24 protein-coding genes are annotated in these 23711 nt (G+C 72.4%); 11 read left to right on the top strand and 13 right to left on the bottom strand.

Features of this window, described 5'->3' with window-relative positions:
* The first annotated feature begins 22 nt into the window (after positions 1 to 22).
* Positions 23 to 451, top strand: a complete 429-nt coding sequence (locus tag FE251_RS15735; protein WP_223147538.1) for a response regulator transcription factor — start codon at positions 23 to 25, stop codon at positions 449 to 451.
* 74 nt (positions 452 to 525) lie between these two features.
* On the opposite strand, the gene FE251_RS11375 is transcribed toward FE251_RS15735, so the two are convergent.
* The 5 genes from FE251_RS11375 to FE251_RS15550 all read right to left on the bottom strand — a co-directional run bounded on the left by FE251_RS11375 (position 526) and on the right by FE251_RS15550 (position 4988).
* Positions 526 to 1263 carry an ABC transporter ATP-binding protein gene (locus FE251_RS11375; RefSeq protein ID WP_179954755.1) on the bottom strand — a complete coding sequence of 246 codons (738 nt, stop codon included), beginning with the start codon at positions 1261 to 1263 and terminating at the stop codon, positions 526 to 528.
* A complete protein-coding gene (locus FE251_RS11380) occupies positions 1260 to 2411 on the bottom strand; it encodes an ABC transporter permease (RefSeq protein ID WP_139948827.1) in 1152 nt (383 codons plus the stop codon). The genes FE251_RS11375 and FE251_RS11380 overlap by 4 nt, the downstream gene beginning before the upstream one ends.
* 129 nt (positions 2412 to 2540) lie before the next feature.
* Complete coding sequence (locus FE251_RS11385) at positions 2541 to 3137, bottom strand: TetR/AcrR family transcriptional regulator (RefSeq protein ID WP_139948828.1); 597 nt, start codon at positions 3135 to 3137, stop codon at positions 2541 to 2543.
* Positions 3138 to 3190: 53 nt separating this feature from the next.
* Positions 3191 to 4411: an aminotransferase class I/II-fold pyridoxal phosphate-dependent enzyme gene (locus FE251_RS11390; RefSeq protein WP_139949329.1), complete on the bottom strand. Its 1221-nt coding sequence runs from the start codon at positions 4409 to 4411 to the stop codon at positions 3191 to 3193.
* Positions 4412 to 4757: 346 nt separating this feature from the next.
* Positions 4758 to 4988, bottom strand: a complete 231-nt coding sequence (locus tag FE251_RS15550) for an SHOCT domain-containing protein (protein WP_168202716.1) — start codon at positions 4986 to 4988, stop codon at positions 4758 to 4760.
* A gap of 138 nt (positions 4989 to 5126) precedes the next feature.
* On the opposite strand from FE251_RS15550, the gene FE251_RS11395 reads away from it, so the two are divergent.
* Complete coding sequence (locus FE251_RS11395) at positions 5127 to 5999, top strand: HAD family hydrolase (protein ID WP_168202717.1); 873 nt, start codon at positions 5127 to 5129, stop codon at positions 5997 to 5999.
* 43 nt (positions 6000 to 6042) lie between these two features.
* Here the strand turns inward: FE251_RS11395 and FE251_RS11400 are convergent, their stop codons facing one another.
* The 4 genes from FE251_RS11400 to FE251_RS11415 form a co-directional block, all read right to left on the bottom strand.
* Positions 6043 to 7404, bottom strand: coding sequence for a GntP family permease (locus FE251_RS11400; RefSeq protein WP_139948829.1), 1362 nt, complete (start codon positions 7402 to 7404; stop codon positions 6043 to 6045).
* Between the two features lie 35 nt (positions 7405 to 7439).
* Positions 7440 to 8603, bottom strand: coding sequence for a glycerate kinase (locus tag FE251_RS11405; protein ID WP_330998291.1), 1164 nt, complete (start codon positions 8601 to 8603; stop codon positions 7440 to 7442).
* Positions 8600 to 8959, bottom strand: a complete 360-nt coding sequence (locus FE251_RS11410) for a VOC family protein (RefSeq protein ID WP_139071366.1) — start codon at positions 8957 to 8959, stop codon at positions 8600 to 8602. The genes FE251_RS11405 and FE251_RS11410 overlap by 4 nt, the downstream gene beginning before the upstream one ends.
* Positions 8960 to 9070: 111 nt before the next feature.
* The gene (locus tag FE251_RS11415) at positions 9071 to 10087 is read right to left on the bottom strand and encodes a zinc-dependent alcohol dehydrogenase family protein (RefSeq protein ID WP_139948831.1); all 1017 of its coding nucleotides are present in this window, start codon (positions 10085 to 10087) and stop codon (positions 9071 to 9073) included.
* 266 nt (positions 10088 to 10353) lie between these two features.
* Between FE251_RS11415 and FE251_RS11420 the strand changes: the two genes are divergently transcribed.
* Positions 10354 to 10623: a hypothetical protein gene (locus FE251_RS11420; protein WP_139948832.1), complete on the top strand. Its 270-nt coding sequence runs from the start codon at positions 10354 to 10356 to the stop codon at positions 10621 to 10623.
* 118 nt (positions 10624 to 10741) lie between these two features.
* Positions 10742 to 11284, top strand: coding sequence for a hypothetical protein (locus tag FE251_RS11425; RefSeq protein WP_139071369.1), 543 nt, complete (start codon positions 10742 to 10744; stop codon positions 11282 to 11284).
* A 3-nt stretch (positions 11285 to 11287) separates the two neighbouring features.
* Here the strand turns inward: FE251_RS11425 and FE251_RS11430 are convergent, their stop codons facing one another.
* Complete coding sequence (locus FE251_RS11430) at positions 11288 to 11875, bottom strand: TetR/AcrR family transcriptional regulator (protein ID WP_139948833.1); 588 nt, start codon at positions 11873 to 11875, stop codon at positions 11288 to 11290.
* 77 nt (positions 11876 to 11952) lie between these two features.
* On the opposite strand from FE251_RS11430, the gene FE251_RS11435 reads away from it, so the two are divergent.
* From FE251_RS11435 to FE251_RS15555, 4 genes are all read left to right on the top strand, one after another.
* Positions 11953 to 13011, top strand: a complete 1059-nt coding sequence (locus tag FE251_RS11435; RefSeq protein WP_179954756.1) for a hypothetical protein — start codon at positions 11953 to 11955, stop codon at positions 13009 to 13011.
* A gap of 75 nt (positions 13012 to 13086) precedes the next feature.
* The gene (locus FE251_RS11440) at positions 13087 to 14280 is read left to right on the top strand and encodes an NAD(P)/FAD-dependent oxidoreductase (protein ID WP_139948834.1); all 1194 of its coding nucleotides are present in this window, start codon (positions 13087 to 13089) and stop codon (positions 14278 to 14280) included.
* 25 nt (positions 14281 to 14305) lie between these two features.
* Positions 14306 to 15202, top strand: a complete 897-nt coding sequence (locus FE251_RS11445) for an RNA polymerase sigma-70 factor (protein ID WP_139948835.1) — start codon at positions 14306 to 14308, stop codon at positions 15200 to 15202.
* A gap of 142 nt (positions 15203 to 15344) precedes the next feature.
* The gene (locus FE251_RS15555) at positions 15345 to 16628 is read left to right on the top strand and encodes a hypothetical protein (protein WP_168202718.1); all 1284 of its coding nucleotides are present in this window, start codon (positions 15345 to 15347) and stop codon (positions 16626 to 16628) included.
* Between the two features lie 74 nt (positions 16629 to 16702).
* On the opposite strand, the gene FE251_RS15560 is transcribed toward FE251_RS15555, so the two are convergent.
* Positions 16703 to 16849 (bottom strand): hypothetical protein, encoded by a 147-nt coding sequence (locus tag FE251_RS15560; RefSeq protein ID WP_168202719.1) that lies wholly within the window; start codon positions 16847 to 16849, stop codon positions 16703 to 16705.
* Positions 16850 to 17036: 187 nt separating this feature from the next.
* Between FE251_RS15560 and FE251_RS11455 the strand changes: the two genes are divergently transcribed.
* Positions 17037 to 18194: a MalY/PatB family protein gene (locus FE251_RS11455; protein ID WP_230976410.1), complete on the top strand. Its 1158-nt coding sequence runs from the start codon at positions 17037 to 17039 to the stop codon at positions 18192 to 18194.
* An 87-nt stretch (positions 18195 to 18281) separates the two neighbouring features.
* Here the strand turns inward: FE251_RS11455 and FE251_RS11460 are convergent, their stop codons facing one another.
* Both FE251_RS11460 and FE251_RS11465 read right to left on the bottom strand, forming a co-directional pair.
* Positions 18282 to 19046 carry an adenine nucleotide alpha hydrolase family protein gene (locus tag FE251_RS11460; protein WP_139948836.1) on the bottom strand — a complete coding sequence of 255 codons (765 nt, stop codon included), beginning with the start codon at positions 19044 to 19046 and terminating at the stop codon, positions 18282 to 18284.
* Positions 19043 to 20305 carry a nucleotide sugar dehydrogenase gene (locus tag FE251_RS11465; protein ID WP_139948837.1) on the bottom strand — a complete coding sequence of 421 codons (1263 nt, stop codon included), beginning with the start codon at positions 20303 to 20305 and terminating at the stop codon, positions 19043 to 19045. Before FE251_RS11465 ends, FE251_RS11460 begins: the two co-directional genes overlap by 4 nt.
* 285 nt (positions 20306 to 20590) lie before the next feature.
* Between FE251_RS11465 and FE251_RS11470 the strand changes: the two genes are divergently transcribed.
* Both FE251_RS11470 and FE251_RS11475 read left to right on the top strand, forming a co-directional pair.
* Positions 20591 to 21859, top strand: coding sequence for an O-antigen ligase family protein (locus FE251_RS11470; protein ID WP_139948838.1), 1269 nt, complete (start codon positions 20591 to 20593; stop codon positions 21857 to 21859).
* Positions 21860 to 21961: 102 nt separating this feature from the next.
* Positions 21962 to 23710 (top strand): polysaccharide biosynthesis protein, encoded by a 1749-nt coding sequence (locus tag FE251_RS11475; RefSeq protein ID WP_230976411.1) that lies wholly within the window; start codon positions 21962 to 21964, stop codon positions 23708 to 23710.
* The last annotated feature ends 1 nt before the right edge of the window (position 23711 follow it).

Raw genomic sequence — 23711 nt, forward strand, 5'->3', positions numbered from 1 at the left:
CTCCGAGCTTCGAGCGGTCGGGATGGATCAGCACCTCTGGATACCGGTGCCCTCGGAAGGCCGGATGCTGCAGGTATGCGGAGCGTGCCGCGCCGCCGATCGGTTCACCGGCGACGAGCACGGCGACGCGGTGGCGGTCCAGCGGCTGCTCGTGGGCGTCGTCAAGCACTCACAAGCCGTACATTCATGGAGGGGGACGCCGGGCGGGTTGTCCGATCACCGGCTCGCCACGGCGGCGGAGTGGCATCTGACCGCCCGCGAGGTGCTCGTGCTTGACCTCGGCTCGCGCGGAATGACCTCCGCGGCGATCGCTCGCGCCCTGTCGATCTCGCCGCGCACCGTGGAAAAGCACTTCGAGAACACCTACCGCAAACTCGGCACACGCGATCGGATCTCAGCCGTCCTGCGCGCCCAGTCATCCGGTGTCCTCACCGCGAGAAGGACGAACTAGCGATCGTCGCCCGTCGTCGAACGCGAAAGGCGCGCCGCGTCCTGGGACGTGGCGCGCCTCGGCGGAGGGGCCGGCTAGCTCGCGACCGGCGAGAGCCTTCCGTCGACCATCTCGACGACGCGGTCGCAGTGCTCGAGGACGTCGTGGTCGTGGGTGACCATGACGACGGCGATGCCCCGCTCGTGGCAGCGCTCGGCGAGCAGCTCGACGATCTCGTGGCTGCGCGCCCGGTCGAGCGCCGCGGTGGGCTCGTCGACGAGCATGAGGCCGGGCTCGTTGACCAGGGCCCGGGCGATGCCCACGCGCTGGCGCTCCCCGCCGGAGAGCTCACCGGGCCGGTGGCCGGCGCGGTGGCTCATCCCGACGGCCTCGAGCAACGGCATCGGGTCGAACCCGCGGGCGCCGGGGCGCCCGGAGATGCGGCGCGCGAGGCGCAGCTGGTCGGCCGCGGTGAGCGCGGGCACGAGGTTGCCGGACTGGAAGACGAAGCCGAGCCGGCGACGTCGGAAGCCGGCGAGCGCGCCCTGCCCTCGCTCGCGCAGCGCGGCGAGGTCCTCGCCGAGGACGTGGACGTCCCCGGAGGTCGGGGCGGCGAGGGCGCCGGCGACGGCGAGCAGGGAGGACTTGCCCGCGCCGGAGGGGCCGACGACGGCGACGAGCTCGCCGGGGAGGACCTCCAGGCTCACCGAGTCCATCGCGCGGACCTTGCCCGCGCCGTCGCCGACCTCGAGGGTGACGTCGCGCAGCAGCAGGGCCACGTCGGCCGAGGGGGCGTCGTTCATCGTGTTCCGGGTGCTCTCGGCGGTGCTCATCGGGCGCCTCCCAGCGCGGTGATCGGTTCGATGCGGGTGACTCGCAGGACGGCGACAGCCGCCCCGAGCAGGCCGAGGAAGATGGTCAGCGCCGAGGCGACGGCGATGGCCGGGGCCTCCAGCGCGAACGGCATGCCCTCGGGCATGAGGGACCCGAGGCCCACCCCGACACCGACGCCGAGCGCGGTGAAGACGAGGAGGAGGATCGCCGCCTGGGCCAGGCCGTCACGCAGGAGGTAGCGGGCCGAGGCGCCCATGGCGCGGAGCACGGCCAGCTCGTGGCTGCGCTGGATGGTCCACACGGTGAAGAACGCGCCGACGACGAGCGCGCCGATCGCGTAGAGGAACCACTGGATCATCTGGAGCGTGAGGGTCTCGGCCTGGTAGCCCGGGGAGGCGTTGAAGGACTCCTTCAGGCTCATCGTCGTCGTCTCGGCGGCAGCGTCACCGGCGACGTAGTCCCCGGCGGCGACGGCGGAGCCGTCCTCGCCGCGCAGGCCGATGACGGAGAACTCGGCGAAGTCGAGGCCGGCGAGGTCCTCGGCGCTCGGCGTCCTCCCCCCGGGCGCCTGCCCGGCGGCGATGAGCTGCCACGTCTCGAGCGGGAGGTATGCGACGTCGACGTGGCCGAAGGTGGCCTGGTCCTCGGTGAAGCCGACGACCTCGAGCTCGGTGTCGATGCGGTCGAGGGTGACGACGGTGCCGAGCTCGAGCCCGTCCGCGGTGCCCGAGACGACGATGCCGGCGGGCTCCCCGACACCCTCACCCTCGGCGACCTCGGGTGCGAGGAAGGAGTCGGGCTCGACGCCGAAGAGCGTGAGGTCGACCTGCTCGCCGGAGTCGGTCACGGCGTTGACGATGGAGGCGCCCATCGGGCTCGCCTCGGCGACGCCGGGCTGGTCGCGCCACGCCTCGAGCTGGGTCTCGTCGACGACCGAGCGGGAGAAGGCGTTGTCGGCCTTGGTGCCGGCGTCGAAGGCGAAGGCGGTCGAGGACGGCAGGGCCTTGAGGCCCGAGACGCCGTCGTTGACGAGGCCCGCGGACAGGCCGGAGAGAAGGACCATGAGCACGGCGATGAGCGCGATGACCACGCCCATGAGACTGAACCGGCCCCTGGCGAACGTGAGCTCGCGCAGTGCAAGGAACATGTGGTGACCTTTGGTGTTGCTGGCGACCGGCACCGCTGCGGGCGCTGCGCCCGCGCCAGGATGTCGACACCATGTCGGAATGATGTCGACATTGTGTCCACAAAAGCCGTCCCTGCACAAGGTGCCTGGTCAGACCGGGCGGCCGCTGCCCCCGAGCTCGCGGACCAGCGGTCCGAGGACGGCACAGAGGCGGGCGACGGCGACGTCGCGCCCCTTTCCCGACTCCAGGAGGAGCGTGGCGCCGTGCACGACGGCGTTGACGAGCTCGGCGACCTCGTCCGGCGCCTCGACGTCGAGCGCGGCCAGGGCGGCGATGAGCGGCCCCTGGACCTCGCGGTGCATGAGGGCGGCCTGCTCGTCGAGCGCCTCCCCCGGCTCGAGCGCGGCGAGCGCGCTACCGACGGCGTGGGCCCCCTCGTCCACGAGGTCGAGGTTGGCGACCGCGTAGGCGATGATGCGGTCGGCGTCGGTCGGCGCTGCGGCCATCGCCGCGCGGATGCGCTCGGTCCACCGCGGGTAGACGTCGCGCACCATCGCCTGCAGGAGCTCGCGCTTGGAGCCGAAGTACTGGTAGGCGCTCGTACGGGCGAGGCCGGCGCGCCCGGCGACGTCGGAGAGGCTGGGCGGCTCCCCCGTCTCGAGGAGGATGGCGTGCGCAGCGTCGAGCAGGGCACGCTCGCGCGCCGCTCTGTGTTCGGCGACGGTCGCCGCGGAGATCCTGGGCACGACACCGAACCATACGCCCGACTCGACGCCGAGTGGTGCCGTCCCGCAAACGCTCAGCCCCGCAGTCGCGCCAGGCCCTGCGCCGCGCGCTCCAGGACGCTCTCCTGCTTGACGTAGGTGAAGCGCACCCACGAGCCGAGGGCCTTCGCCGTCGGGGAGCCTGCGGCGCAGAACGCGGTCACCGGGATGCCGACGACGCCGGCGAGCTCGGGCAGGCGGCGGCACAGGTCGACGGCGTCGGTGAAGCCGAGCGGCGCGGCGTCGGCGACGACGAAGTAGGTGCCGGCCGGGCGGACGGTGGCGAAGCCGGCGGCGTCGAGCGCGCCGGAGAGCAGGTCGCGCCGCGAGGCGAGCGAGGTCGCGAGCCCGCCGACGTACTCCCCCGTGCGCCCGTCCTCGTCGGCGAGCGCCGTGGCGACGGCGTGCTGGAACGGGCCGGAGGCGACGTAGGTGAGGAACTGCTTGACGGTGCGCACGGCGGTGACGAGCTCGGCCGGGCCGTGCAGCCAGCCGACCTTCCAGCCGGTGAAGGACAGCGTCTTGCCGGCCGAGGAGATCGTCAGCGTGCGCCCGGCCGCCGCGGGCAGGGTGGCGAGCGGGACGTGGCGGGCGCCGTCGTAGGTGAGGTGCTCGTAGACCTCGTCGGTGACGATGACGGCGTCGCGGGCAGCCGCCTGCTCCGCGAGGAGGGTGAGCTCCTCGGTGGTGAGGACGGTGCCCGTGGGGTTGTGCGGGGTGTTGACGAGGACGAGCCGGGTGCGCTCGGAGAACGCGGCGCGCACGTCGTCGGGGTCGAGGTGGAAGCCGTCCGGGCCGGGCCGCAGGGCGACGGTGCGGTGGGTCGCGCCGGCCATCGCGATCGAGGCGGCGTAGGAGTCGTAGTAGGGCTCGAGGGTGAGCACCTCGTCCCCCGGGCCGGCGAGCGCGAGGATCGTCGCCGCGATGGCCTCGGTGGCGCCGGCGGTGACGAGCACCTCGGTGTCCGGGTCGACGGCGAGGCCGTAGTGGCGGGCCTGGTGGGCCGCGACCGCCTCGCGCAGCTGCGGGATGCCCGGGCCGGGCGGGTACTGGTTGAAGCCGTCACGGATCGCGGCGACGGCGGCCTCCTTGAGGTGCTCCGGGCCGTCGACGTCCGGGAAGCCCTGGCCGAGGTTGACCGCCCCGGTGCGGGTCGCGAGCTCGGACATCTCGGCGAAGATCGTCGGCGCGACGGCGCCCGACGGCGAGAGCAGGCCGGCCCCGCGGGCCACGTCGATCCACCGGTCACTACGCATGGCGGGCATCCTCGCACCTCTGCCGGGAGCGGGCGGCTCCCGTTCACCAGGTGCCCTTACACCTACGCGCAGCCTGTGGACGGCCAGGCGGCCGCGACCGAGCTCGACGCCATGGCGGGCGAGCTCAAGGAGCTCTGCGAGACCGCGGTGTTCCCGGCCATGGATCCCTGGGCGTCGGCCCGGACCAGGCCGCCACCTACGTCTACAAGAACGCCGACGGCACCGAGATCTGGAGCCAGACCTTCACGTCCTGACCCGCGCGAGGTGGCGTCCACGGCCCGTGGACGCCACCTCCCCGGCGGCGAGCTGGGACGTGCTCAGCGCACGGGCACGCCGTGCGCCGGCGTCAGAGCCGGTCGAGCAGCCGGCTCCGGCGCCGCTCGTACTCCTCGTCGCTGATCTCGCCGGCCTCGTGGAGGTCGGTGAGCGCCTTCGCAGACGCGACCACCTGCTCACCGACCGTGCGCCGGCGCAGGACCTTGATCGCCGCCGCCACGACGAGGACGGCGGCGACGAGGAACGCGACCAGCACGAGTGTCCACACCACGTCGTACGAGGCGGGGAGCAGAGGGTTCACACCGGGGGCAAGCATGGGCTCAGACTAGGGAAGACGCGTCGGGCCTGTGGGCACTCTCCACCCGAGGATCGCGGACAGCTACGTCACGGCCGGCGACGTAACGTGGGGCAGAGCCTTACCGTCGAGCCGAGGAGTGCCGTGAAGCCCTGGCCTGAGATCGTCCCCCGCCTGGTCGCCAGCGACATCGACGGCACGATCGTGCCGCACGGTGGCACCGTGAGCCCCCGCACCCGCGCCGCGCTGCAGCGGTACGTCGAGCACGGCATCGAGGTCGTCCTCGTCACCGGCCGCCCGCCCCGGTGGCTGCCGCCGGTGGTCGAGGCGACAGGGCTCACCGGTCCGGTCATCGCCGCCAACGGGGCGATGGTCGTCGACGCCGGGTCGCTGGAGCCGATCGAGGTGAGGGCGATCCCGCCCGAGCACCTCGGCGAGGCGGTCGAGCGCTTCACCGCGGCGTTCCCCGACGCCGTCTTCGCCGTCGAGACGCCCGGGGAGCTGCTCGTCGGGCCGGGCTTCGCGCAGGCCCCCGCACGCGGTCGGCGCGAGGGACTGACCCCGGAGGGGCCGCCCGTCACCGAGGCCGCCTCCCTCGGCGAGCTCCTCGACGTCGCGGACGTCATCAAGATCCTCGTCCGCAGCCCCGCGTCCGACCCGGACGAGATGCTCGCGACCGGCCGCGCCGAGGCGGGGCACGTCGTGAGCGTCACCCGCTCCGGCGTCGCCCGGCCGCTGCTCGAGCTCGGGCCGGTGGGCGTCACCAAGGCCTCGACCCTCGCCGAGCACGCGCGCGCCCGCGGCATCGACCGGGCGGACGTCGTCGCCTTCGGGGACATGCCCAACGACGTCGAGATGCTCCGCTGGGCCGGCCACGGCTTCGCCATGCACGACGGGCACCACGAGGCCCGCGCCGCGGCGCCGTACCTCGCCCCTCCCGTCGAGGAAGACGGCGTCGCCCAGGTCCTCGAGACCTTCCTCGCCGCCCGCCCCCTCAGCCCCGTCGTCGAGGGCTGAGGACACCTGACGGCCCGCCGGTCGGGACGGCGGCCGGACCCGGCTAGAGCACGATCAGACTGAGCACCCACGTCGCGAGGATGGCGGCGACACCCTCGATCGCCGTCGCCGGGGTCAGCGTGCGGTAGGCCGTGGCGACGGGGATGCGGCTGAGCTGGGAGACGACCCAGAAGTAGGAGTCGTTGGCGTGGGACACGACCATGGCCCCGGCGCCGACGGCGAGGACCGCGAGCGCCGCGCCCGTGGAGCCCGGCAGCCCGAGGGTGTCGAGCAGCGGGGCGACGAGCGCGGCGGTCGTGATGATCGCGACGGTCGAGGAGCCCTGCGCCGTCTTGAGGGCGGCGGCGATGACGAAGGGGACGAAGACGCCCAGGCCAAGGGTGGTGAGGTGCTCGGTGATGACGTCGGTGAGGGCGCTCGCGCCGAGGACGCCACCGAACGCGGCGCCGGCGGCGGTGATGAGGAGGATCGGCGCGGCCACGGTGATCGAGCCGGTGACGATCGAGTTGAGCTGCTCGAGTCTGCCCTTCCCCCGGAGCAGCGCGACGCCGAGCGCGAAACCGATCACGAGGGCGATGACGGGCGCCCCGACGAAGCGCACGGTGGTGGCGAGCGCGCCGTCCCCGAGCGGGGCGCCGGGCAGCGAGGCGACCGAGGCGAGGCAGATGAGGACGATCGGCACGAGGATCGGCAGGAACGAGGCGAGCGCGGAGGGCAGCGTGCCGTACTCGGCGCGCATCTCCTCGTAGGTCCGCTCGTTGCGTGCCTCCTCCTCGGTCTGCGGCTCGAGCTCGACGTAGCGGTTGCGCAGCGCGCTGGCGAAGAGGAGCGCGGCTCCGGCCGCGAACGCCGCCACGGGCAGACCCAGCCCGATGACGAGGCCGAGGTTGTCGACGACGCCGAGCTCGCTCGCCGCCGCGAGCGGCCCGGGAGTGGGCGGGACGATGGTGTGGGTGGCGTACAGGCCGGTCATGAGCGCGACCGACATGGCCACGGGTGAGACGCGGGCCCGCACGGTGATCGCCTTGCGCAGGGAGTTGAGGATGATGAAACCGGAGTCGCAGAACACCGGGATGGCGACGACGTAGCCGATGACGCTCATCGTGAGGTTGGGGAACCGCGTGCCGAGCACCCGGATGAGGGCGTCGGCCATGGAGATCGCGGCGCCCGAGCGCTCGAGGACGAGCCCGATCATCGTCCCGAAGAGGATGACGAGGCCGATGTTGCCCATCGTGTTGCCGAAGCTCGTGAGGATCGTCGGGATGATGTCCGCGGTCGGCAGCCCGAACGCGAAGCCGCCGACGACCGCGGCGCCGAGGAGCGCGAGGAACGGGGAGATCTTCAGCCTGGCCGTCATGTAGACGATGGCCGCGACGAGTAGGACGAGGACGAGGACGTCGATCACGGGGTGCTCCTTCGCACGAGGTGGTCAGCGGTCGGTCAGCGGTCGGATTCGGCGGGACGGTGGGCGAGGAGGCGGCAGACGGACTCCGCCGCCTCGGCGAGCAGCGGTGCCGCGTCCGCCCGCAGCTCCTCCTCGGTCGCGGGCCCGGGGGCGATGGACACGGCGGCGGTGAGCCCGGCGGCGGCGACCTCCTGCGCGGTGAGGGCGACCCGTCCGGCGAGGACGACGACCGCCGCCCCCTCCGGCGCGCACTCCCGCACCCGGTCGACGACCTTGCCGTGCAGCGACTGTCCGTCCAGGCTGCCCTCCCCGGTGAGGACGATGTCGGCACCGGCGAGCGCGGCGCGCAGGTCGACGGCGTCGGCCACGAGCCGCGAGCCGGGCAGGACCTGCGCCCCGAGCACCGCGCACAGCGCGGCGGGCAGCCCGCCGGCGGCGCCGGTGCCGGGCGTCTCGCGCAGCCATCGCTCCGGGACGCCGGTAGCGCGGGCCAGCCGACCGGCGAGGTGGGCGAGCCCGGCGTCGAGGGTCGCGACGTCGTCGGGGCCGGCACCCTTCTGCGGGCCGAACACGGCCGCAGCCCCGCGCCGGCCGACGAGCGGGTTGTCGACGTCGACGGCGATGCGCCAGCGCACCCGCCGCGCCCGCGGGTGGAGGTCGTCGAGCTCGATCCGCTCGATCGCGGCGAGCCCTCCCCCGCCGGGTGGGACCGGGTTCCCGGCGGCGTCGAGGAACCGGGCGCCCAGCGCGCGCAGCACACCGGCGCCGCCGTCCGTCGTGGCCGAGCCGCCGATGCACAGGAGGACCTCCTCGGCGCCGGCGTCGAGCGCGGCGCGGGCGAGCTCGCCCACCCCGGCGGAGTCGGCGTGCAGCGGCCGGGGCGGCACGTCGCGCACGTGGGGCAGGCCGTTGGCCTCGGCCGCCTCGATGACGGCGGTGCGCGAGTCGGCGCTCAGCCCGTACCGGGCGGTGCGACGCCGGCCGAGGGCGTCGTGGACCTCGACGTGGTGCTCGCGCCCGTCCCACGCGGCGAGGAGCGCGTCGAGGGTGCCCTCCCCGCCGTCGGCCATCGGGACCGCCGAGACGGACGCGCCGGGGCCGAGGGCGCACCGTGCGCCGCGCACCATCGCCTCGGCCGCCTCGCGGGCGGTGAGACTTCCCTTGAAGGAGTCCGGGGCGGCGACGACCTGCTGCCTCACCAGCACAGGCAGAAGGGGTGTCCCGCCGGGTCGGCGTACACCTGGAAGGTGTCGGCCCCGTTGCCGTTCTCGGCGGCCTTGAGCAGGCGGGCGCCCAGGGCCATCACGTGCTCGTGCCCCTCGGTGATGTCGTCGATCCACAGGTCGAGGTGGATCTGCTGGGGCTCGCCGTCGGGCCACTGCGGGGGGACGTGCTCGGGTGCGAGCTGGACGGCGACGCACGGCTTGCCGTCGACGACGATCTCGTGCCAGTCGCCGTCGGCCTCGACGGTGCCTCCCAGCACCCCCGCCCAGAAGCGGCTCTCGCTCTCCACGTCGGCGGCGTCCAGGACGACGAGGGTGTGCTTGATCTGCATGGCGGCCTCCTTGTCGGGTGGCGCCACGCTAGTCCGGTCGGTGCCCCGGCGGGAGGGTTCCGGGTGGGCGACCTCGCCCGCCCCGGCTCTGCGCCGGGGCGCCCGACCGCCTCAGACCTGCAGCAACGCCTTGATCGCGCGGCGCTCGTCCATTGCCCGGTAGGCCTCGGCGGCGTCCTCGAGCGGGAGCGCGAGGTCGAAGACCTTGCCCGGGTCGATGCGCCGCTGCCGGATGAGGTCGATGAGCTCGGGCAGGTACCGGCGCACGGGCGCGGGGCCTCCGTGGAGGGCGACGTGGGAGCCGAAGAGGAGCCTGCCGGGGATCTCGACGTCGTGGGAGACGCCGACGAAGCCGACGTGCCCGCCCGCCCGGGTGGAGTTGATCGCCTGGAGCATGGCCTCCTGGGTGCCGACCGCCTCGATGACCGAGTGGGCACCGAGGCCGTGGGTCATCTCCTTGACGACTGCGGCGCCATCGTCGCCGCGCTCGGTGACGATGTCGGTGGCGCCGAACTCCCGGGCCAGTGCCTGCCGGTCGGCGTGCCGGCTGAAGGCGATGATCCGTTCGGCGCCCATCTCGCGGGCGGCGAGCACCCCGAGCAGCCCGACGGCGCCGTCGCCGACGACGGCGACCGTCTTGCCCGGCCCGGCCTGCGCGGCCGCGGCCGCGAACCACCCGGTGCCGAGCACGTCGGAGGCGGCGAGGAGGCTGGGGACGAGCTCGGCCTCGGGCTGTCCCGGGGTGGCGACGAGCGTGCCGTCGGCGAGCGGCACGCGCAGGTACTCGGCCTGGGCGCCGCTCATGCCGACGCGGTGGACGCAGCCGGACTGGTAACCCGAGCGGCAGATCTCGCACGTGTTGTCCGAGGCGATGAAGGAGCCGACGACGAAGTCGCCCGGCTTCACCGTCATGACGTCGGAGCCCACCGCCTCGACGATGCCGACGTACTCGTGGCCCATCGGCCGGGGGCGGCGGATCTCGTCGGCGCCGCGGTAGGGCCACAGGTCAGAGCCGCACACGCAGGTGGCCGCGAGTCGGATGACGGCGTCGGTCGGTTCGGTGACCGTGGGCATCGGCAGGTCCTCGACCCTGACGTCCCCGGCCGCGTGCATGACAACTCCGCGCATGGTGCTCCTCTTCGCTCGCGCCGCCCTGGGGCGGTCCTGGCTCGTTCCGGCCAGGTGCCAGCGTCGCCTCCGCCGGGCAGGCGCACAAGCGGGAAGGACGACGGCGGCGCTACCCCCCGCACGTGGGGTGGCGCCGCCGTCGGAGTGCTGTGCCCGGTCGTGCCGCGCACTGCACGGATGTCGAGAAACCTAGTCCTACGTGCGGCGTTGCACCAGAGGTAGCCCTCTCCCCTGCCGGCGTCGGACCGCGGGGAGACCATGGAGAGGTGACGCAGCAGCTCCTCTCGTGGGACGCCCACGCGGGCTCCTGGCAGCCGATCGCGAACGAGCAGCCGATCCCCGCGCGCAACGCCCAGGTGGCGTGCGACGTCCCGGTGGAGGTGACGGCGCGGGTGGAGTGGGCGACGGACGGCGTCCAGCTCGTCGAGACGGTGGTGTGGGCGTGGTCGGGGCGCACGGTCCTCGTCGAGCTGCACGACACGCGGCGGCAGACGATCGGGGTGTGGCTCCCGGCGGGCGACGTCCGGCGCCGCTGAGGGTCGGACGCTCTCCCGGACCTCGCCCCGGCGCGACGTCCGGAGTCGCCGTGTGACGGCACGGGAGTCGGCAGGAGGCCGACGTCGGGCGGCCTGCCCGTCCGTAGCGTCACCGTCCATGACAACCGACACCGCCACCCGCCCGACGACCCTCACCCGGCTGCGCCTGCCGGCCCTCATCGCCTACACGTGGGTGATGATCCTGCTCCTCGGCGCGATCCTGCTCGAGACGTTGATGGTCTACCCCAACGTCTTCGCCGACCCGCCCGACTCCCTCGCCCTGACGATGGACTTCCTCTCCGTCACCGGGCCGAGCGACTTCTTCCCGCCGTTCGGCATGGCCACCTGGGCCTTCGGCGCGGCCGCGCTCGTCACGACGTGGCGCCAGCGCGACGCCCGCGGCTGGGTCGCACTCAGCCTCGCGATGGTCGTGTGCGAGGGCATCGCCTCGGTGCTGTTCTTCTGGCCGCGCAACGAGATCCTCTTCGTCGAGGGCACGGCGGTGCACTCCGCCGACTACCTCGTCCAGGTCGCCCGCGAGTTCGAGACCTGGCACTGGGCCTCGCGCATGGTCTTCAACGCCACCGCGGCCCTCGCCGCGTTCGTCGCGTTCCTGCGCGTCCACCGCGCATGGGTGCTGCGGCGCGCGGACCTCGGCTGAGGCTCAGGGGCGGCCGACGCCGTCGAGGTGCCGGCGCAGCACCTCCACCAGCCGCTCGGGGGTGGCGTGCCGCGGGTTGACGGCGGCGTGCACGGCGAGGCCGTCGACGAGCGCGAACAGCCGGTGCGCCTCGAGCTCGACGTCCTCGGCCGCGGCGTCGGCCGGGAGCAGCCGGCGCACCCACTGGAGGCAGCCGTCCCACAGGGCGGTGTAGGCCTCCTCGCGCAGCTCACGCAGCTCGGGCTGGACGAGCGCGCGGGCGGTGAACGCGAGCCAGACCTCGTTCTCCGCCCGCCGCTCCGCGTCGAGGGGCAGGAGCTCGCCGAGGACGGCGACGGCGGCCTCCCGGACGTCCGGCGGGCGGTGCGCAGCGGCGACCCGCTCCTGGACGCGTCCCACGACCAGACGCATCGCGAAGACGAGCAGGTCGGTCTGGGTGCTGAAGTAGTGCCGCAGCGAGCCGGTGGACAGGCCGGCCTCCCGGGCGACGGTCCGGACGGACGCCTCGGCGAGGCCGTCGCGGCGGACCACGCGCCACACCGCCTCACCCAGCTCCCGGCGGCGTTCCTCGACATCGACGACTCTCGGCACCTGCCCTTTGTAGCACGGTCGTGATACTTTGGGCGATCTGACACAGTCGTGCTAGCTCCTCCGACCGAGGAGGCGTCGTGGACCACGCCAACCGTCCCGCCCAGCGCACCGCCACCCCCGCGCCCCCTCCGCCGACGCCCGCGCCGCCCGCCGCGCGCCGGGTCGCCCGGCGCAGCCTCGTCATCGCCGCCACCGGCTGGGTGACGGCGAACGCGTGGGTCACCCTCACGGTGGAGCGCCGCCCCTTCGACTGGCCCGCGCGGCCCGCCGGCTCGGTGGGTCAGGACCTCCTGGACGCCAACCTCGCGCTGGTCCAGGTGCTCCTGCTCATGGGGGTGGTCCACCTCCTCACCCGGCGCCGTGCACGCCCGGACCTCGCTGCCCGCGCTCCCGACCGGACGACGTCGCTGCGGGAGACGCTCCTGCTCCTCGGCTACGGCGCGCTCGGCCTGGCCGGTGGCTTCCTCCTCGCCCGGGCGCTCGGCTGGCACCCGTTCGCGCTGCACGTCGCGGGGAGCATCTACGGCACGCACGCCGTCGTCGAGCCGGCCGAGATCCTCACCTGGGCGGGCTACAACCTCCTCGTCTACGCCGTCGTCCCGCTCCTCTGGTTCCGGCGGCGCTACTCGGCCCTCGCGCTGGGCCTGCGCTCGACCGACCGGCGCGGCGACCTCCTCGTCATCGTCGTCGTCCTGCTCCTCGAGCTCGCCTTCCAGGTCCTCGCCCTCGACCCGGGGATCGTCGACCTGGAACCCAGTCAGCTGGTGCTCGGTGCGCCCCTGACCTTCCTCCTCTACCTCGCCGGGGCGGTCCTGCCGGCGATGGTCTTCATCTACGCGATCCTCGTGCCGCGCTACCTCAGGCTCACCGGCTCCGCGACGGCGACCGTGATCCTGGGAGGGCTGACCTATGCCGCCATGCACGTGTGGGACGCCTGGACGGTGCTCACCTCGCCCAGGGACGCGCTCGTGTCCGGGATCTTCCTGCTCCTCACGTACTTCGCCCCGGGAATGATCAAGACCCACCTCACCGTGCGCACCGGCAACGCGTGGGTCCACGTGTGGGCCTACCACGCCCTCGCGCCGCACACCCTCGTGGACACCCCGCACGTCGTCCACTCCTTCGGCATCCACTGAGGTGCTGTCACGTCCTGCCCGCCCGCGGTGTCTGGTGAGCACAACCCGATGAGGACCTCCGAGGAGTGAGTGGACATGACACGCACGACAGACGTGGTGGTCGTCGGCGGCGGGTACGCCGGCGTCGTCGCCGCGAACCGGCTCAGCACGGCCCCGAACCTCCAGGTCACCCTGGTCAACCCGCGCAGCACCTTCGTCCAGCGGATCCGGCTCCACCAGCGCACCGCGGGCACGCACGACGCCGTCACCGACTTCGCCGACGTCCTCGCCCCCACCGTGCGGCTCACCGTCGACACGGTGACGAGGGTCGACCTCCCGTCCCGGACGCTCGTGCTCGACAGCGGCGCCGCCGCCCGGTACGACTACCTCGTCTACGCCGTCGGCAGCCACAGCGCGCCGTCCCCCGTCCCCGGGGCGAGCGGGCACGCCCATCCGCTGAGCACGCTGGAGCAGGCGCAGGCACTCCAGCACTCGCTCGCCGCCACGAGCCCCGCGGAGCCGCTCGTCGTGGTCGGCGGGGGCGCCACCGGGATCGAGACGGCGGCCGAGCTGGCGGAGACCGGGCGCCCGGTCACCGTGGTCACCCGCGGCGAGGTCGGCACCTACCTCCACCCGGGCGCGCGGCGTGAGGTCCGGCGACAGCTCGAGCGGCTCGGCGTCACCCTGCTCGAGGGCGTCACGGTCGGTGCCGTCACCTCCCGCTCGGTCCACCTGTCCGACGGGCGGGAGCTGCCGAGCGCGGTCACCGTGTGGACCGCCGGCTTCGGCGTCCCGGACCTCGCCGCCCGCAGCGGCCTGAGCACCGACGCCGTCGGTCGCGTGCTCACCGACGAGACGCTCACCAGCGTCGACGACGAGCGCGTCGTCGCCGCGGGTGACTCCGCCGCGCCGTCGGGCCTTGCCTACCGGATGAGCTGCGCGGCAGCCCTGCCGCTCGGTGCCCACGCAGCGGCCACGGTCCTGCGGCGGGTGGCCGGCGAGGAGCCCACCCGCTTCTCCGTGCCCATGCCCGGGCAGTGCCTCAGCCTCGGCCGCCGGGCCGGCATCCTGCAGCTCTCCCGGCGCGACGACACCGCGACCCCGGTCTACGTCGGAGGCCGGCTCGGCGCGTGGCTCAAGGAGTCCGTCACCGCCGGCAACCTCGCCTCGCTCGGCATGGTCGCGCGCTACCCCGGCCTCATCGCCTCCCTCACCACCGTCCACGACCCGCGCCGGGCGCGGAGGGTCGCGGACCACACCGCCGCAGCCGCGGCGACCCGGGCAGACTGAGGACACCCGGCCAGGGAGGTCGACCGTGACCGACGAGTCCACCGACGAGGCGACCGACACCTTCGTCACCCACCGCAACCTGCTCTTCACCGTGGCCTACGAGATCCTCGGCTCGGCCGGCGACGCCGAGGACGTGCTGCAGGAGAGCTGGCTGCGGTGGGTCGGCGTGGACCTCGCCGACGTCCGCGACCGGCGCGCCTACCTCGTGCGGATCGCCACCCGGCAGGCGCTCAACCGGCTGCGCACCGTGCGCCGGCGCCGGGAGGAGTACGTCGGGCAGTGGCTGCCCGAACCGCTGCTCACCTCACCCGACGTCGCGGAGGACGTCCTGCTCGCGGAGGGCGTCTCGATGGCGCTCATGGTCGTGCTCGAGACGCTCTCCCCCACCGAGCGGGCCGTGTTCGTCCTGCGCGAGACGTTCGGATTCGGCTACGACGAGATCGCCGACGCCGTCGGGAAGTCCCCCGAGGCCGTCCGGCAGGTCGCCCACCGCGCCCGCACCCACGTGAGGGCGCGCCGGCCCCGTCGGCCCACGACCCAGACCGAGAGCCGACGAGCGCTGGAGGCGTTCAAGATCTCGATCGAGACGGGCGACGTCCAGGCGCTCATGGACGTCCTCGCTCCCGACGTCGTCGTCCTCGCCGACGGTGGTGGGGTGCGCCAGGCGGTGCCCAACCCGGTCCGCGGGGCGGAGAAGGTGGCCCGGCTCTTCCTCGGCGGCATCCGCAAGGCGGGCGGCGTCCTCGCCGCGGAGCACGCGGCCGTCAACGGCCAGCCGGCCCTCCTCGTCACCATGGACGGCGAGCTCGACGGCGTCTTCACGGCCCAGGTGGAGGACGGCCGGATCACCGGGATCTACTACGTCCGCAACCCGCACAAGCTCTCCCGGACCGAGGAGAGCGTCCCGCTCGCGCGGCGCTGAGGCACGGTCGCACGCCGACGGCCGCACGCGCCGGGCACCATCGAACCGGCGTCACCAAACCACCTCCCGACGTCGGTGTCAGGCGCTAACTTCTGCGCAGTGCCCAGGGAAGGGCACCTGACGACCTCGATGGGACAATCGGATGAACACCACTGTGCGCCGTCTCGGCGCTGGAGCGGCCGCCGCTCTGCTGACCGCATCGCTCGCCGTCGTGGCGGCACCCTCCGCACTCGCGAAGGGCGGTGAGGTCGGCGGCTCGGGCTCGGAGTTCCACCTCTCCGACACCTTCTCGGCCCAGGCCAACACGAAGTTCACCTACGGCCGCGCGACCGACGAGGTCTACGTCGGCGACTGGGACGGTAACGGCACCGACACCCTCGCGCTGCGCCGCGGCGCCACCTTCCACATCCGCAACTCCAACAGCGGCGGGCCGGCAGACCGGGTCGTCACCTACGGCCGTCCGGGCGACGTCGTCCTCGTCGGCGACTGGGACGGGGACGGCAAGGACACCTTCGCGGTCCGCCGCGGCGCCGTCTACCACGTGAAGAACTCGATGTCGGGTGGCCCGGCCGACCAGCAGGTCGTCTACGGACGCGCTGGTGACACCGTCCTCGTCGGGGACTGGAACGGCGACGGCAAGGACACCTTCGCCGTGCGCCGCGGCGCCGAGTACCACGTGAAGAACTCCATGACCCCCGGCCGCGCCGACAAGGTCGCGGTGTACGGGCGCGCCGGTGACGACGTGTACGTCGGCGACTGGAACGGCGACCGGAGGGACACGTTCGCCGTGCGCCGCGGCGCCCAGTACTTCGTCGCCAACGAGATCCGCCCCGGCAACGCCGACCGCACCGTCGTCTACGGCCGCACCACCGACACCACCCTCGTCGGCGACTGGAACGGCGACGGCACCGACAGCCTCGGCATCCGCCGCACCCCCGCGCCCCCCGCGCCGGTGCCCGTGGCCTTCCGCGACGGCACCCACCGGGTGGGCTCCGGCATCAAGCCGGGCACCTACCGCGCCTCGAGCGGCAGCCTCTGCTACTGGGAGCGGTTGTCCGGGTTCAGCGGTGAGCTCGACGACATCATCACCAACGACTTCGGCGGCCGCACGATCGTCACGATCGACGCCTCCGACGCCGGTTTCCGCTCGAGCAACTGCGGCTCGTGGGCAGCGGTCGGAGCAACCTACCAGTCCCCGCTCGCCACCGGCTTCCAGGACGGCACCTACGTGGTGGGCGGGCACATCGCCCCCGGCACCTATCGCGCCCCCGGCGGCACGAGCTGCTACTGGGAGCGCATGTCCGCGTTCAGCGGCTCGTTCGACGACATCATCACCAACGACTTCGGGCAGAGCTCACCCGTCGTGACGATCGCTCCGGGCGACAAGGGCTTCTACTCCAACGGTTGCGGGACCTGGACCCGCTGAGGATCCCCGTCGGCGGCCCGTGCCACCCCGCGGTGGTGCGGGCCGTTCGTCGTCCCGCTGTCCGGCGACCCGGTCTAGAGCGCCTCGCCGATCCCGTCGTCGACGGCGATGAGCTCGCGCAGCCGACCCTGGAGCGCCGCCTGCTGGGCCATGACCGTGAGCCGCCACAGCGCCGATCCGCCCATGCCGGTGACCTGGTCGGCGTCCTGGTCGAGCCCCATCGGCGTCCTCCTTCGTCGGGGGCGACTCCCCCCGGCGTCGCTGTTGGCGACAGTAGAAGACGTTCCCGTGGCGCCCTGGGACCTTGATCCCGGGTCGCCCGAACGGCGGAAAAGAGGGAGGGCGGGAGCGGGGAGCCCGGCCGTATAGCCTCGTGACAGCCGACCACCCGAGGAGACCGGAGGACCAGTGCACCGCTTCGACGAGATCACCGTCGACCAGCTCCGCGCCGCGGGGAGTGTGAAGTGGACGCTGTTCCCCGACGCCATCGGTGCCTTCATCGCCGAGATGGACTTCGGCGTCGCGCCGCAGATCGCCGACGTCGTGCGCGCCGCGGCCGACTCCCAGGCCATGGGCTACCTCCCCTCGGCCGACCGCGCCACCACCGCCCGCGCCACGTCCGACTGGATGGCGGGCACCTTCGGCTGGCAGGTGCCCGAGGAGCACGTCTTCCTCCTGCCCGACGTCCTGTCCGTCCTGCGCGTCACCGTCCAGCGCTTCACCCCGCCGGGCTCCCCCGTCATCGTCCCCACGCCCGCCTACATGCCGTTCCTCACCGTGGTCCCCGCGCTCGACCGGGAGGTCGTCGAGGTGCCCTCGATCCTCGACGACGACGGCCGCTACCGTCTCGACCTCGCCGGCATCGACGCCGCGTTCGCCGCCGGGGCGGGGCTGCTCGTCCTGTGCAACCCGTGGAACCCGGTGGGCCGCGTGCTCACGCGCGAGGAGCTCGCGGAGGTGGCCGCGGTGGTCGACCGCCACGGTGGGCGGGTGTTCTCCGACGAGATCCACGCCCCGCTCGTGCTCGACGACCGCCCGCACATCCCCTACGCCTCGCTCGACGAGCGCACCGCGGGCCACACGGTCACCGCCGTCGCCGCCTCGAAGGGGTGGAACGTGCCCGGCCTCAAGTGCGGGCAGATGGTCCTGTCCAACCCCGACGACGTCGCCGCCTTCGCCCCGTACGCCGCCGACACCGGGGACACCGTCGGCCTCCTCGGCGCCCGGGCGGCCACGGCCGCCTACAGCGAGTGCCAGGACTGGCTCGCCGACGTCGTGGGCTACCTGCGCGGCAACCGCGACCTGCTCCTCGAGCTGGCCGGGGGGATCCCGGGCCTGCGGGTCAGCCCGGTGGAGGGCACGTACATCGCCTGGCTCGACTGCCGCGACCTCGACCTGCCCGGCGGGCCCGCGACGTTCTTCCGTCGCGAGGCGGGGGTGGCCCTGACCGACGGGTCCTCCTGCGGGGAGGCCGGCGAGGGGTTCGCGCGCTTCGTCTTCGCGACGCCCCGCCCGGTCCTGCGCCGGGCGCTGGAGCAGATGCGCGACGCCGTCGCCGGCGGCTGAGGAGACGCACGACGTCGGCACGAGTGACCGCAGCGCGTCCGTCTCACGCGCGTTCCGCGGTCACGCCGTACCGCCACCGGCGTACCGCTAGGTACAGCGGCCGATCTTGTGCCCGATCCGCCGCGCGACCGCTCCGGTCTTGCGGTTGACCATGTGTGCCACCAGGCGAGCCCGCGTGGCACCGGGAACGCGTCGCCCCAGGCCCTCCTCACGCGTGTACCGACAGGGGTTGCAGACGCCGCACGGCTTGCCCCCGAGGGTCGGGTAGTGGCAGAACCAGGTCAGCTCCATGACCTGGCCGAAGCCGGCGGCCGCCGCGCGCTCGCCCATCTCGATCTTCGTCATGTCGAAAACCGGGAAGCGGAACGGACGGAACAGCTCCAGCGCGGGCTTCGTCGGCTGCGGCACGAGCTCGTGGTAGCCGCCGGCGTCATCGTCCTGGAACCGGACGTTCCCCTCGAGCAACCGCACCGCGTTGTCGTCCCGATGGGCAACGATCTCGAGGTTGGTCAGGCCGGACGAGCGGGCCATCGCCGTGAGGAACAGGTACTGAGTCCCGAGAAACCCGAGCTGACGGGCTCCCTCGTGCTGCTTGCGCGCAGCGGGGTCGGCCGGGATGTCGTCATAGTGGTGGACGACGGTCGGCAGGAGGAGCCGCGCCGCGTCCGGGTCGATCCGGGCGATCTCCTCCCGGATCTCCTGCTGCCGCAGCATCTCCAGCCGCGTGGAGGCGCGGCGCCAGTCCTTGACGTAGTGCGGTCGAACCGGCTTGCGGTACGTGAACACGAGGTCCGCGACCCGGTAGGTCGAGTCCCACCCAGCCGTCCACAGCACGTTGGCGGCGGCGGTCACAGGCGCGACACCTTCTCGGTCTCGGACGCCACACCGCGCGTGTCGAAGAAGCGCTGGGCTCCCCCGGCGAGCGCCTCGACGTCGTAGTCGCGGTGGTGCTGCAGCAGCATGACGAGGTCCGCATCTGCCACGGCCTGCTCCAGGTCGGGGACGCGTTCCATCGGCGTCCCGGTCGTGTGCCAGGTCTGGACGTGCGGGTCGTGGAAGACCACCGTGGCGCCCTTGTCCGTCAGGTGCTTGGCGACCGGCACGGCCGGGGACTCGCGCTGGTCGGCGATGTTCGGCTTGTACGTGACACCCAGGAGGAGGACGGTCGATCCGCGGAGCGCCTTGCCGTCCTCGTTGAGGATGTCCTGCGCCCGCTTGACCACGTAGGAGGGCATCGTCGCGTTGATCTCCTGGGCCAGCTCCACGAAACGGAAGGGGTAGCCCAGGCGCGCACGGACGTTGTACGACAGGTAGTTCGGGTCGATCGGGATGCAGTGCCCACCCACGCCCGGTCCCGGGTAGAAGGCCTGGAAGCCGAAGGGCTTGGTCTTCGCAGCGTCGATGACGTCCCACAGGTCGATATCCAGCTCGTGGCAGAACCGGGCCATCTCGTTGACCAGCGCGATGTTGATGTGGCGGTAGGTGTTCTCGAGCAGCTTGGCCATCTCGGCCTCGCGAGTGCCCTTCGTGCGCACCACCGTGTCGACGATGCGGCCGTAGAACTCGGCGGCAGCCTCCGTCGACTCCGGCGTCACACCTCCGACGACCTTCGGGGTGTTCTTCGCACCGAAGGTCGGGTTGCCCGGGTCGATCCGCTCGGGTGAGAACGCGAGGTGGAAGTCGGTGCCTACCTTGAGCCCACCGGCCTCCAGCATCGGCTGGACGATCTCCTCGGTCGTGCCGGGGTACGTCGTCGACTCGAGGACGACGACCTGACCACGCTGCAGCTGGGCGGCGATGTCGGTCACCGCGGCACGCACCGCTCCTAGGTCCGGTCCGCCGTCCTCGCCGAGCGGGGTGGGGACACAGATGACGACGTGCTTGGCCTCGGCCAGCACCTCCGGGTCGGTCGTCGCCGAGAAGCCGCGCGAGACCAGGTCTGCGATCTGCTCGTCCGACAGGTCGTCGATGTGCGAGACGCCCCCGTTGAGGCCGTCGACAACGCCCCGGTTCACGTCGTAGCCGCGCACCGACATGCCGGCATGCACCGCCTCGAACACCAGCGGCAGGCCCACGTACCCGAGCCCGACAACCGCAAGATCCACAGCCATGAAATTCCCCCCAAGTAGAGCGTTGCGGAGCCGACATCAATCCACCGGAGCAAGGCCCGGGCAGTATCGGCTGCGCTGGCAGACTACATCTGACGCCGATCTGCGATTGTCACGGCGTGCGCAGCCGGACTGCTCGACCACGTGCACTCCCCGGGCGCAGTCAGTCGCCACCACCCTGTCTGCGAGGCGTCGGGTAGCCTGCCTGAGTGAGAAGTGGGGGCTGGTCACCGGCATCGTGGCGCGCGGTCGACGGCCCATCGATCCGGGGGCGGCGGGCGAGCGGCCATGAGTGAGTCACCACGGCTCGGCAGGTTCGCCCTGTTCGTGCTGTTCGTCTGTCTGCTCGGGGGCCGGTTCAGCCTGGCGCGGCTGCACCCCTCCCTGCCCGCCTTCGACCTGCGCTTCGCAGGCCTGGCCATCGCGGTGATCGTCTTCCTCGTCTGGCGCGCCACCGACCGTGCACCCAGCCCCGTGACTCGCTCCGGACCCGGCGCGATCGTCTTCGCCGGCTGGCTGTGGTTCATGGCTGCGAGCGCGATGTGGGCGCCGCCAGCCGCACGCGTCGCTGAGAACCTTCTCGACCTCGGCTTCATGGGCGCCTTCGTCGGCCTCGCATGGGCGTGCGTCGGGCGCCTGCCCCGCGACACCGTCGAGAGGGTCTGGACCTGGTTCGCCGTCGCCGGCGTCATCTACTTCCTCGCAGCCGTCGCCGCCGGCCCCGACATCCAGGGCCGGTACGCCGCCTTCGGAGGCGGTCCCAACGTCTTTGTCCGCGTCATGATCCTCGCTGCCCTCGCCGTCACCTACCTCGCCTCGCAGCGCGCGCAGCCGCGGTGGCTGTGGTTCCTGCCACTGTTCATCCTCGGCGCCGTGCTGTCGGGGTCCCGCGGCGGAATGGTCGCGTTCGTCGGCGTCGTCATCGTCGGGTCCTGGCCGATTCTGCGCCGCATGCGCGGCAACGTCCTCGCCCGCCTCACGCTCCTCGGGGTGGCTGCAGCAGCCGCCATTCCGCCTCTGCTCGGCGCGGAGACCATCGAGTCCCTGAGGCAGCGTTGGGTCGTCCTGACCTTCGAGAGCGGTTACTCCTCCGGGCGCGACTCCATCTACACCCAGGTCTGGGAGCTGTTCTCGAGCTCGCCATTCGTCGGCGTCGGACTCGACGGCTACTACGGCCTCGTCGGCAAGGACCAGGGCTTCGAGTACCCGCACAACGTCCTCATGGCCTCGGCGGCCGAGGGGGGCGTCGTCGGTGCCGGGCTTCTCGTCCTCGCCGTCGTCGTGTTCCTGCTCTCGACCAGGCCCGGACCGATGCCGCCCGCGGCCCTGTACTTCACGCTCGCCGCCGTCTACCTCGCCGGCGCAAGCATGTTCTCCGGCGACTACTACGACGTCCGCCTGCTGTGGTTCTTCCTCGGGCTCGCCGCCATCGACACCCGCCGTGCTCGACGCGAGAGACAGGGTGCCGATGAGACACCCGGCGCGCTGTCGCGCCCCCGCAGCGCGATCGCGGCGAACAGTAAGCAACGAGTGTCGCGTATGCTGCCTGAGGCCTGACGCCTTCAGGCGCCGGGATGCATGCCGCTCCATCAGGGGTTCCAAGGCACGCCAAGAGGGGGAGATCACTTGTCCGGGGGGACACTGGCTCGAAGGAGCCTGGTGGGGCTGTGGGACTGCGCCGCATGGTGCATCGCCGTCGCTCTTATCGTTGGTACTCGTTACGAGTTCTATCTCAGCGTCGAGCAGTGGAACACCGTGTTCCTGTACGCCGCACTGGCGTGCCTGACACAGCTCGGTGTGGGTGCGCTGCTCAAGCTCTACCGGGGCAGGTACCGGCTCGGGAGCTTCGAGGAGAGCCCCGGTCTGCTGCTGTCGATGGTGGTGGTCGCGCTCATCCTCATCGTCGCCTTCGTCGCGATCGGAGGGCTGGCGAACTTCCCGCGGAGCATCGCGCTGCTCGCGCCGCCGTTCGCGCTCATCTTCATGGCCGCCGGGCGGTGGGCGTACAGGGCGTGGAGGACGCCCAAGCCCGTCAACGCCGAGAACACCGAGAACGTCCTCATCTACGGCGCGGGCGACGCGGGCTACCAGCTCCTTCGCCTCATCGAGATGGACACCTCCTCCCCGTACCGCGTGGTCGGGCTGATCGACGACAACCCCGCCAAACGCCACCTCAACCTGCTGGGTCGGCCCGTGCTCGGCGGCCGCGACGACATCGTGCGCCGCGCTCAGGAACGTGACGTCACCACCGTCATCCTCGCCATCTCGGCGGCAAGCAAGGGCATGATCGCGGAGGTCGCGGACATCGTCGAGGGCTCGGGGATGAAGTTCCTCCTCCTGCCGCCCCTCGGCCAGATCCTCGGCGGCCGGGTGAAGCTCAGTGACGTCAAGGAAGTCGACATCACCGACATCCTGGGCCGCCGCCAGGTCAGCACCGACATCGGCTCGATCGCTGACTACCTCACGGACAAGCGCGTCCTGGTGACGGGTGCGGGCGGCTCCATCGGCTCCGAGCTCGCCCGCCAGGTGCACAAGTTCGGCCCCGCGGAGCTCATCCTGCTCGACCGTGACGAGTCCGCGCTGCACGGCGTCCAGCTCTCGATCTACGGCAAGGCACTCCTCGACACCCCCGACATGGTGCTCGCGAGCATCCGGGACAAGGCGGCCCTGCGGAAGATCTTCGAGGAACACCGCCCCCAGGTCGTCTTCCACGCTGCTGCGCTCAAGCACCTGCCCATGCTCGAGCAGTACCCGGACGAGGGCTGGAAGACGAACGTCGTCGGCACCCAGAACCTCCTCGAGCTCTCGGCCGAGTTCGGCGTCGAGAAGTTCGTCAACATCTCCACCGACAAGGCCGCGAACCCGACGAGCGTGCTGGGCAGGACCAAGCGCCTGGCCGAGCAGCTGACCGCCTGGTTCGGCCAGCACGCCAGCGGGACGTACCTGTCGGTGCGGTTCGGCAACGTGCTCGGTTCGCGCGGGTCGATGCTGCACACCTTTCGCCAGCAGATTGAGCGCGGTGGTCCCATCACCGTGACCCACCCCGACGTGACGCGCTACTTCATGACGATCCCCGAGGCGAGCGAGCTCGTCATCCAGGCCGGTGCGATCGGCAGCGACGGGGAGGTCCTCGTCCTGGACATGGGCGAGCCGGTCCGGATCCTCGACGTGGCTCGACGCCTGGTCACCCACTCCGGTCAGGACATCGAGATCGTCTTCACCGGGCTGCGCCCGAACGAGAAGCTGCACGAGGACCTCTTCAGCGAGAACGAGACCGGCGTCCGGTCGCACCACCCGCTGATCTCGCACGTCACCGTGCCTCCGCTGGCCCCGGAGACGCTCGGGCGGCACACGCCCGAGCCGCGAGCCGATCGTGCACGGACCGCGCAGACACTGCCCAACCGATGAA

The sequence above is a fragment of the Georgenia wutianyii genome (assembly GCF_006349365.1).
Lineage (GTDB): Bacteria > Actinomycetota > Actinomycetes > Actinomycetales > Actinomycetaceae > Oceanitalea > Oceanitalea wutianyii.

Bases quoted from the DNA above. Each gene is read 5' to 3' on its own strand.
- FE251_RS11380 (WP_139948827.1), bottom strand. From the start codon at position 2,411: ATGTTCCTTGCACTGCGCGAGCTCACGTTCGCCAGGGGCCGGTTCAGT.
- FE251_RS15735 (WP_223147538.1), top strand. From the start codon at position 23: ATGGATCAGCACCTCTGGATACCGGTGCCCTCGGAAGGCCGGATGCTG.
- FE251_RS15555 (WP_168202718.1), top strand. From the start codon at position 15,345: ATGAACACCACTGTGCGCCGTCTCGGCGCTGGAGCGGCCGCCGCTCTG.
- FE251_RS11440 (WP_139948834.1), top strand. From the start codon at position 13,087: ATGACACGCACGACAGACGTGGTGGTCGTCGGCGGCGGGTACGCCGGC.
- FE251_RS11410 (WP_139071366.1), bottom strand. From the start codon at position 8,959: ATGCAGATCAAGCACACCCTCGTCGTCCTGGACGCCGCCGACGTGGAG.
- FE251_RS11465 (WP_139948837.1), bottom strand. From the start codon at position 20,305: ATGGCTGTGGATCTTGCGGTTGTCGGGCTCGGGTACGTGGGCCTGCCG.
- FE251_RS11390 (WP_139949329.1), bottom strand. From the start codon at position 4,411: ATGCGTAGTGACCGGTGGATCGACGTGGCCCGCGGGGCCGGCCTGCTC.
- FE251_RS15560 (WP_168202719.1), bottom strand. From the start codon at position 16,849: ATGGGGCTCGACCAGGACGCCGACCAGGTCACCGGCATGGGCGGATCG.
- FE251_RS11415 (WP_139948831.1), bottom strand. From the start codon at position 10,087: ATGCGCGGAGTTGTCATGCACGCGGCCGGGGACGTCAGGGTCGAGGAC.
- FE251_RS11470 (WP_139948838.1), top strand. From the start codon at position 20,591: ATGAGTGAGTCACCACGGCTCGGCAGGTTCGCCCTGTTCGTGCTGTTC.
- FE251_RS11425 (WP_139071369.1), top strand. From the start codon at position 10,742: ATGACAACCGACACCGCCACCCGCCCGACGACCCTCACCCGGCTGCGC.
- FE251_RS11375 (WP_179954755.1), bottom strand. From the start codon at position 1,263: ATGAGCACCGCCGAGAGCACCCGGAACACGATGAACGACGCCCCCTCG.